Source organism: Leucobacter sp. cx-42, from assembly GCF_014529985.1.
GTDB lineage: Bacteria > Actinomycetota > Actinomycetes > Actinomycetales > Microbacteriaceae > Leucobacter.
Genome location: NZ_JACVMU010000006.1, coordinates 174,558 through 184,220 on the forward strand (window position 1 = coordinate 174,558; position 9,663 = coordinate 184,220).

The window sequence follows — 9,663 nt, forward strand, 5'->3', positions numbered from 1 at the left end:
CTACTCTCTCCTACCTGCCGACTAGCGCTTCTTGCCAACAGTACGGCGACGCACGATGAGCTTGTCGCTTTCCTTGTTCGGATGGCGCGTACGGCCTTCCTTCTGGCCCCACGGGGTAACCGGGTGACGGCCACCCGAGGTGCGGCCTTCGCCACCACCGTGCGGGTGATCGACCGGGTTCATGACAACACCGCGGACGGTCGGGCGAACGCCCTTCCAGCGCATACGGCCAGCCTTGCCCCAGTTGATGTTCGACTGCTCGGCGTTGCCCACCTCGCCAATCGTTGCGCGGCAGCGCAGATCGACGTTGCGGATCTCACCCGAGGGGAGACGCAGCTGAGCGTAGGGGCCGTCCTTAGCGACGAGACGCACCGACATACCAGCCGAGCGAGCGAGCTTAGCGCCGCCGCCGGGACGGAGCTCAATAGCGTGAATCACGGTACCGGTGGGGATGTTCTTCAAGGGCAGGTTGTTACCCGGCTTGATATCTGCACCCGCGCCAGCCTCGACGATGTCGCCCTGCTTGAGCTTGTTCGGAGCAATGATGTAACGCTTCGTGCCGTCCACGTAGTGCAGCAGCGCGATGCGCGCGGTGCGGTTGGGATCGTACTCGATGTGCGCAACCTTGGCGTTCACGCCGTCCTTGTCATGGCGACGGAAGTCGATGACACGGTACTGGCGCTTGTGGCCACCGCCGATGTGGCGGGTGGTGATACGACCCTGGTTGTTGCGGCCGCCGGTCTTGGGGAGCGGGCGAAGCAGCGACTTCTCAGGGGTGGAGCGGGTGATCTCAGCGAAATCAGCAACGCTCGAGCCACGACGACCAGGGGTCGTCGGCTTGTACTTGCGAATAGCCATTATGTTTCCTCTTCGCCCTTCTACAGACCGGCCGTGAAGATGTCGATCGAGCCCGACTGAAGGGTGACGATGGCGCGCTTGGTGTCCTTGCGCTTGCCAATGCCGAACTTGGTGCGGCGGGTCTTGCCCTTGCGGTTCAGGGTGTTGATCTTGTTGACCTTCACGCCAAAGACCTGCTCGATAGCGAGCTTGATCTCAGTCTTCGTCGCAGTGGGCTGTACCTCGAAGGTGTACTGGCCGTTCGCGTCGATGAGGCTGTAGCTCTTCTCCGAGACGATGGGACGGATGATGACGTCGTGTGAAGACTTGTTCAGGCTCACTTCGTTTCCTCCTTGGCGGTGCGACCAGCGACGAATGCGTCGAAGGCTGCCTTGGTGAAGACGAGGTCATCGCTGACGACCACGTCGTAGGCGTTGAGCTGATCCTGGAACAGGACGTGGACGTTCTGCAGGTTGCGAACGCTCAGCGCGGTCAGCTCGTCTTCACGAGTGACAACAACGAGAACGCGGGTGCCAGGAGCAACAGCTGCGAGGAACTCGCGTGCGCTCTTGGTGCTCGGCTTGCCCTCGATGCCGAAGCTGTCAACAACGTGCAGACGGTTGCCGCGAACGCGGTCCGAGAGCAGGCCGATGAGTGCAGCTGCGATCATCTTCTTGGGGGTGCGCTGTGCGTAGTCACGGGGAACCGGACCGTGCACAATGCCGCCGCCGCGGTGCTGAGGCATACGGACCGAACCCTGACGAGCGCGGCCGGTACCCTTCTGCTTGAACGGCTTGACGCCCGAACCGGAGCGTTCGCCACGGTTCTTGACCTTGTGGGTGCCCTGACGCGCAGCTGCGAGCTGAGCGGTGACAACCTGGTGGATCAGCGGGACGTTGGTCTCGGCGCCGAAGATAGCCTCGGGAAGCTCAACCGAGCCTGCCTTCTTGCCCTTCGCGTCGAGGATCTCGAGCTTGGTAGCGGTAGCCATGAACTACGCCCCCTTCACTGCGTTGCGGACGAATACGAGACGACCGCTTGCACCGGGAACAGCACCCTTAACGAGGATGAGACCCTTTTCAGCGTCGATCGCCTGAACCGTGAGGTTCTGGACGGTGACACGGTCGCCACCCATACGGCCGGCCATCTTCTGACCCTTGAACACGCGACCAGGGGTCGCAGCGCCGCCGACAGAACCGGGCTTACGGTGGTTACGGTGCTGACCGTGCGATGCGCCAACGCCAGAGAAGTTGTGGCGCTTCATGGTGCCCGCGAAGCCCTTACCCTTCGAAGTACCTACAACGTCGATCTTCTGACCGGTGGTGAAGGTTGCATCGATGGTGAGCTCCTGGCCGAGAGCGTACTCAGCTGCATCCGCGGTGCGGATCTCAGTGAGGTGACGGCGAGGCGTGACGCCTGCCTTCTCGAAGTGACCAGCCGAAGGCTTGTTTACCTTGCGGGGGTCAATCTGGCCAGCTGCGATCTGGATCGCGCTGTAGCCGTCGAGCTCCGGGGTGCGGATCTGGGTAACAACGTTAGGTGCTACCTCAATTACGGTCACAGGAACAACGTTGCCGTTCTCGTCCCAGACCTGAGTCATACCGAGCTTGGTGCCCAGGAGACCCTTCACGTTACGTACTGCAGTCATGAATCGATCCCCCCTTAGAGCTTGATCTCGATGTTGACATCGGCCGGAAGATCGAGACGCATGAGCGAATCGACGGCCTTGGGCGTGGGATCGACGATGTCGATCAGGCGCTTGTGCGTGCGCTTCTCGAAGTGCTCGCGGCTGTCCTTGTACTTGTGAGGCGAACGGATAACAGCGATCACGTTCTTCTCAGTGGGGAGGGGCACGGGGCCGATAACAGTTGCGCCTGCACGGGTGACCGTATCTACGATCTTCCGAGCGGAGCTGTCGATGACCTCATGGTCATACGACTTCAGTCGAATGCGGATCTTTTGTCCCGCCATGTGACTCTCTACTTTCTACTTGCGTCGTACTCAGGGCAAGCCCTAAGCATTGGACGTCTTGCGTACCAGCGCCCTGGCAATACGGCGTCTTTCAACGCTGTGCGTGCTGGGTCTCTGTTCACCTGTCAAAACCACACTCAACGTGTGGCCTCGCAACGCACGACTCCCACCAAAGTGAGGCCGAGCCTTACAAGTCTTGTTCGCTCCCTACGGCGCCCCACCTCATTCACTTGAGGTGTCAACACACAGCCAGGCAGTGATTCTCAGTCAAACCGAGAAGTACTGAACCTGTATATTCTCGCACGCCGGATGCAATGAATGCAACCCGGGCGTGTTGCGTGTCGTGTGCCTTCAGGAAACCCTCAGGATCCGCGCCACCATGCGCTTGTTAGCGCGCAGGGAGAAGTTTGGGAAGGGCGAGATAGACACCCAAAACAGCGAGGCCCGCGATGAGCAAAAGCGCGGTGCCGAGGAGCCCGGTAAAGCAGGAAAGCAGGCCCAGTCCCGCCGCGACCAGCGAGCACAGTGCTGCGATCCCGGAGGCCTGTGCATGGGTGTAGCCGAGCTGCTGAATGCGCTGGTAGACATGCTCCTTGTGGGGCTCATCCCACTTCTTGCCTGCCCGTACGCGCTTCACCAGAGTGACGCCAACGTCACCGAAGCAAATGATCATCGGTCCAATGGTTGCGAGCAGCGGGACGCCAGCGAGCAACGCTGCAAAGCTTGTCACTGCGGTAGCTCCCCCAAGGAGGTAGCTACCGACGTCACCGAGAAACGCACCGGTCTTACTGAAGTTCCATGGCAAGAATCCGGCGTAGCCGGCGGCAAGCACCCCGCCACTCACGGTAAGCCACCACTCGCCCACAACAATGCCGGCAATCGCAAACGTGAGTCCAGCGATCACACCGTGGAATCCGCTAATGCCATTGAGACCATCAACAAAGTTCGCAACATTGATGTAACTCGAGATGAAGAGCACCGCGTAAATCACCAGGATGACGAGCGTGATGAGTGACACGTCAGTTACCGGTATTCCGGCGACCCAGGTGAAGACGACGCCCCCGGAGCGTTCCGCCGAAGCAATCAGTGCAATTGCCGAACCAGCTGCGATCACCAGCAGCACCGCACTGCGCACAGGGACGCTCAGTCCCTTCAGGTCCTCTCGCAGACCGAGCAGACCGCTCAACACCGCACCAACACCAATAACGAGGAGCGATGACCAGCCCGGGTGATCCGCGCCCTGCGAAAGCAGTCCAACGACATACCCAGCTGCCATCGCAATCAGCACCGCGAGCCCGAGGCCACGCAAGACCGGTCGGACGTGCGAGGAACGCTCATTCGGTACGTCCATGATGCCGAGCTTCATGAGCATCGGTTTCACCGCGAAAGGCAACAGGAGCGACAGGACGAGGGTGGTAGCGGTTGCGATGGTGGCGGATCCGGCGAAGGTCATTGCACTCGTTCTTCTGCGGCCGAGGTCAACGACATGCGTGCTACCCAGCCTTCATGATCAAGGTTGATGGGGTCTAGCACGCCGACGTGGGCGTGCGAAATCTTGGGATGGAATGGGCGCGAATCACCCTCACCATCGGCAACAAGTATCTCGTGCATCTTCTCACCATGACGAAGTCCAGTGAAGACGATCTCGACCTGCTTGCCTGATTGCGCGATCATGCGTTTGGCGACATCGAGAATACTGACGGGTTCACCCATGTCAAGAATGAGTACCTCACCTGGACGACCAATACCGCCAGCCTGCAGCACGAGCTGCGACGCCTCGGGGATCGTCATGAAGAACCGTGTGACTTCTGGGTGCGTGACCGTGAGCGGACCGCCAGCTTCAATGAGCTTGCGGAACGTTGGCAACATCGAACCACGGCTGCCCAACACATTGCCGAAACGGACAGAAAGGTACCGCTTGCCGGTTTCCTGTGCCATCCACCCCGTGAGCTTCTCGGCCACGCGCTTCGAATGCCCAAGCACACTGGTCGGGTTCGCAGCCTTGTCGGTCGAGATATTCACGAACGTGCCGACGTCAGCAGCCTGCGCCGCACGCAGCACATTGAGCGTACCAAGCACATTGGTCTTCCACGCCTCATCTGGATACTGCTCGAGCATTGGCAGGTGCTTGAGCGCCGCAGCGTGGAATACCACGTCTGGCTTGCGCTCGAGCATGATCGCGGTAAGGGCTTCCTGATCGCGAATGTCTGCGAGTACAACATCATTCGTGTCGAGGAGTCCGTGGCCACTGATCGAGAGCTGCGCTTCCTGCAGGGCTGTCTCATCGCGATCAAGCATGATGAGTTCGCCGGGAGCAAAGGCGACCAGCTGTCGGCAGATCTCCGAGCCAATTGATCCGCCGGCACCCGTCACAAGTACGCGCTTGCCCTGGATGTACTTCGCAATTGGCGAGGCATTCAGACGTACCGGATGACGTCCAATGAGATCTTCAATCGAGAGTTCACGCACGTTTGAAATTGAGGCTGAATTGTTCAGGATCTGATCAAGCGGCGGAAGCACAAGTACGTTCAGACCGTAACGATCAGCCGCATCATCTACGCGACGCAGCATCGCCGCATCTGCATCACCGATGCAGACCATGAGCGTCGTTGCGCCCGTCTGCTTCACGGCTTTGCCAAGTTCTTCGAGCGTGCCCATAACGCCGACACCGCGTACCACCTGGTGGCGCTTGGTCGGGTCATCATCGATGAAGCCGACGGGAAGGTACGAGGCCTTCGCATCGGTAAGCAAGCGCTTTGCCGTCTGAACGCCAAGGTAGCCCGCGCCGTACAGGAGCACCTTCTCAGCGCGCGCGCCAGGCTTCAGACTGCGCTCGGCGTGCAGGCGAACAAAGTAGCGGCTCACACCCATGATGCTGAACGTGATCGGTGCGGCGATGATCACGGTACTGCGCGGGATGCCATTGCCGTAGCCGACCCAGTATCCGAAGGCCCAGGAAACCACCATGACAGCGGTGACACAGAAGACCAGTGCGCGAACCTCATCAAAGCTGCCAACCTCATACCGGTTGCGGTACAGCCAGAAAGCCCAACCACCAATGAGTTGCAGCACGATCGCTACCGCAATGAGCGCGGAGGTCCAGCCCCAGTGGATACGCTCAAGCTGGAAATCAAATCGGAGCACGAGGGCAGCGATAATCGCAATTCCCCAAGCGAGTGCGTCACACAGGTACAACACTCCATAGGTCCGAAGAAAGTGTGTCATCCGACCGGTTGGCGTTTCGCGCACGCGCACCCCTTTTCGATTCGACAGTGAGGCTCTTGCCTATTCGTCAACTCTACCGCGCAGACAAAGCAAAACCCCCGAGAGGCGAGCCTCTCGGGGGTTTTGTCAATCAGTCAGAGTGAAATTACTCGACGATCTTGGTGACGGTGCCTGCACCAACGGTGCGGCCACCCTCACGGATAGCGAAGCCGAGGCCCTCTTCCATAGCGATGGGCTGGATCAGCTCAACAACCATGTCAGTGGTATCGCCGGGCATAACCATCGGCTTGTCCTCGGGGAGGGTGATAACACCGGTCACGTCAGTCGTACGGAAGTAGAACTGGGGACGGTAGTTCGTCTCGAACGGGTTGTGACGGCCGCCCTCATCCTTCTTGAGGATGTAAGCGGTGCCCTCGAACTTGGTGTGAGGGGTGATCGAACCGGGTGCAACAACAACCTGGCCGCGCTCAACGTCTTCACGCTTGGTGCCGCGGAGGAGGAGGCCACAGTTCTCGCCTGCCCAAGCCTCGTCGAGCTGCTTGTGGAACATCTCGATACCGGTAACGGTGGTCTTCTGCGTGGGACGCAGGCCAACGATCTCGACCTCAGAGTTGATCTTCAGGGTGCCACGCTCTGCACGGCCGGTAACGACGGTGCCACGACCGGTGATCGTGAAGACGTCCTCGACGGGCATAAGGAACGGCTTGTCCTTGTCACGTACGGGATCGGGGATGTTCTCGTCGACTGCTTCCATGAGCTCAACGATCGAGTTAGCCCACTTCTCGTCACCCTGGAGTGCCTGGTAGCCCGAAACGCGGACGACGGGGACGTCGTCTCCGGGGTAACCCTGCTTCGAGAGCTCCTCACGGACCTCCATCTCGACGAGCTCAAGCATCTCTTCGTCCTCAACCTGGTCGCACTTGTTCAGTGCAACGAGGAGGTAAGGAACGCCGACCTGCTTTGCAAGGAGGATGTGCTCCTTGGTCTGAGCCATCATGCCGTCAGTAGCAGCAACCACGAGGATCGCGCCGTCCATCTGAGCAGCACCGGTGATCATGTTCTTGATGTAGTCGGCGTGGCCGGGTGCATCAACGTGAGCGTAGTGACGCTTCGGGGTCTCGTACTCAACGTGCGAGATGTTGATGGTGATGCCGCGCTGGCGCTCCTCGGGAGCCGAGTCGATCGTTGCGAAGTCGCGCTGAACGTTGGTCTCCGAAGGGAACTTGTCAGCAAGGGTCTTCGAGATCGCAGCGGTAAGAGTGGTCTTACCGTGGTCAACGTGACCGATGGTTCCGATGTTAACGTGCGGCTTGGTCCGCTCGAACTTGGCCTTCGCCACTATGGTCCTCCTCAGGACGTAGTACACAGAGCTCCTCCGACGGTTTCGGAGGCTCCGGGTACAGGTTTATGTGTTTATGTTACAAGCTCTGGACGCTCAGCGCGACCTGAGCCGTAGATCAGGGGCGAGTTTCTTCCTCGCCCCTGATCACAGGCGGGAGTTACTCGCCCTTAGCCTTCTGAACGATCTCTTCGGCTACTGCCTTCGGCACCTCAGCGTAGGAGTCGAAGGTCATCGAGAACACGGCACGACCACTGGTCTTCGACCGGAGGTCACCGATGTACCCGAACATCTCTGAAAGCGGAACCAGCGCGCGGATAACCTTCACGCCACTTGCGTCTTCCATCGACTGGATCTGGCCACGACGCGAGTTGAGGTCGCCGATAACATCGCCCATGTACTCCTCAGGAGTACGAACCTCAACAGCCATCATCGGCTCAAGCAGCACGGGCTGAGCCATGCGAGCTGCTTCCTTGAACGCGATCGAGCCAGCAATCTTGAACGCCATCTCCGACGAGTCAACGTCGTGGTAAGCGCCGTCAAGCAGGGTTGCCTTGACGTTAACAACGGGGAAGCCAGCGAGGATGCCGTACTGCATTGCATCCTGGATACCAGCGTTGACCGAAGGGATGTACTCGCGGGGAATACGGCCGCCGGTGACCTTGTCTTCGAACTCGTAGATCTTGTCGCTGCCTTCCTCTGCATCGAGAGGAGCGATAGCGATCTGGACCTTTGCGAACTGACCCGAACCACCGGTCTGCTTCTTGTGGGTGTAGTCGTACTTCTCAACCGTCTTGCGGATGGTCTCGCGGTACGCAACCTGGGGCTTGCCCACGTTTGCCTCAACCTTGAATTCGCGCTTCATGCGGTCAACAAGAATGTCGAGGTGGAGCTCGCCCATACCCGCAATAACGGTCTGGCCGGTCTCAGCGTTGAGGCTCACGCGGAACGTGGGGTCCTCTTCAGCAAGCTTCTGGATAGCAGTGCCGAGCTTCTCCTGGTCACCCTTGGTCTTAGGCTCAATAGCGACCTCGATGACGGGCTCAGGGAAGGTCATCGACTCGAGAACTACCTGGTTTGCGGGATCGCAAAGGGTGTCACCGGTCGTGGTGTCCTTGAGGCCGATAACCGCGTAGATGTTGCCTGCGGTGAGGTTATCTACAGGGTTCTCCTTGTTGGCGTGCATCTGGAAGATCTTGCCGATGCGCTCCTTCTTGCCCTTGGTCGAGTTCACGACCTGAGCACCGGAGTCAAGCTGGCCCGAGTACACGCGAACGTAGGTCAGACGACCGAAGAACGGGTGAACTGCAACCTTGAAGGCGAGAGCCGAGAAGGGCTCGTCTGCCTGAGGCTTACGGGGGATGACGACCGACTCATCGCGGGGATCGTGAGCCTCGATAGCGCCGATGTCGAGCGGGTTGGGGAGGAAGTCCACAACTGCGTCGAGCACGGGCTGGATGCCACGGTTCTTGAACGCCGAGCCACAGTACACGGGGTACAGCTCGTTGTTCACAACAAGCTTGCGGATGCCGCCCTTGATCTCGTCGATGGTGAGCTCTTCGCCACCGAAGAACTTCTCGAGGAGTGCGTCATCAGTCTCAGCTGCGGTCTCAACGATCTTCAGGCGGTACTCTTCAGCCTTCGCCTGGAGCTCTGCGGGGATCTCGCGAGTCTCGTAGTTTGCACCGAGGGTAACGTCGCCCTTAGCGTCGCCTTCCCAAACGAATGCCTTCATCGAGAGGAGGTCGACAACGCCAACGAAGTCGCTCTCCGAACCGATCGGGAGCTGCATAACGAGCGGCTTAGCGCCGAGGCGGCTGACGATGGTGTCTACGGTGAAGTAGAAGTCAGCACCCATCTTGTCCATCTTGTTGACGAAGCAAATGCGGGGAACGCCGTACTTGTCAGCCTGACGCCAAACGGTCTCTGACTGGGGCTCAACGCCCTCCTTGCCGTCGAACACTGCGACTGCGCCATCGAGGACGCGGAGCGAACGCTCCACCTCGACGGTGAAGTCAACGTGACCCGGGGTGTCAATGATGTTGATCTGGTTCTTGTTCCAGAAGCAGGTAACAGCGGCCGACGTAATCGTGATGCCGCGCTCCTTCTCCTGCTCCATCCAGTCAGTGGTCGCGCCGCCGTCGTGGGTCTCGCCCAGCTTGTGGTTCACACCCGTGTAGAACAGGATGCGCTCGGTCGTGGTGGTCTTGCCAGCATCGATGTGAGCCATGATGCCGATGTTGCGGACCTTGTTCAGGTCCGTGAGCACGTCTTGTGCCACAGGGGTCTCC

General features: G+C 59.6%; 9 protein-coding genes. All 9 read right to left on the reverse strand.

The genetic code is table 11. The features are described from left to right. Window positions 1-21 precede the first annotated feature (21 nt). Window positions 22-858, reverse strand: a complete 837-nt coding sequence (gene rplB / locus ICM05_RS06900) for a 50S ribosomal protein L2 (protein ID WP_188023845.1) — start codon at window positions 856-858, stop codon at window positions 22-24. Window positions 859-878: 20 nt separating this feature from the next. Then, the gene (rplW, locus tag ICM05_RS06905; RefSeq protein WP_188023846.1) at window positions 879-1,178 is read right to left on the reverse strand and encodes a 50S ribosomal protein L23; all 300 of its coding nucleotides are present in this window, start codon (window positions 1,176-1,178) and stop codon (window positions 879-881) included. Then, on the reverse strand, window positions 1,175-1,828 hold the full coding sequence (rplD, locus tag ICM05_RS06910) for a 50S ribosomal protein L4 (protein ID WP_188023847.1): 654 nt from the start codon (window positions 1,826-1,828) through the stop codon (window positions 1,175-1,177). The genes rplW and rplD overlap by 4 nt, the downstream gene beginning before the upstream one ends. 3 nt (window positions 1,829-1,831) lie before the next feature. After that, the gene (gene rplC, locus ICM05_RS06915; protein WP_188023848.1) at window positions 1,832-2,485 is read right to left on the reverse strand and encodes a 50S ribosomal protein L3; all 654 of its coding nucleotides are present in this window, start codon (window positions 2,483-2,485) and stop codon (window positions 1,832-1,834) included. Window positions 2,486-2,499: 14 nt separating this feature from the next. Then, window positions 2,500-2,808 (reverse strand): 30S ribosomal protein S10, encoded by a 309-nt coding sequence (rpsJ, locus tag ICM05_RS06920; protein WP_010156393.1) that lies wholly within the window; start codon window positions 2,806-2,808, stop codon window positions 2,500-2,502. Between the two features lie 388 nt (window positions 2,809-3,196). Beyond that, on the reverse strand, window positions 3,197-4,261 hold the full coding sequence (locus ICM05_RS06925; RefSeq protein WP_188023849.1) for a UDP-phosphate alpha-N-acetyl-D-fucosaminephosphotransferase: 1,065 nt from the start codon (window positions 4,259-4,261) through the stop codon (window positions 3,197-3,199). Next, a complete protein-coding gene (locus ICM05_RS06930) occupies window positions 4,258-6,057 on the reverse strand; it encodes a nucleoside-diphosphate sugar epimerase/dehydratase (RefSeq protein ID WP_353055841.1) in 1,800 nt (599 codons plus the stop codon). Before ICM05_RS06930 ends, ICM05_RS06925 begins: the two co-directional genes overlap by 4 nt. A 121-nt stretch (window positions 6,058-6,178) precedes the next feature. After that, on the reverse strand, window positions 6,179-7,372 hold the full coding sequence (gene tuf / locus ICM05_RS06935) for an elongation factor Tu (protein ID WP_188023850.1): 1,194 nt from the start codon (window positions 7,370-7,372) through the stop codon (window positions 6,179-6,181). Between the two features lie 160 nt (window positions 7,373-7,532). Continuing rightward, a complete protein-coding gene (gene fusA, locus ICM05_RS06940) occupies window positions 7,533-9,653 on the reverse strand; it encodes an elongation factor G (protein WP_188023851.1) in 2,121 nt (706 codons plus the stop codon). Window positions 9,654-9,663 lie beyond the last annotated feature (10 nt).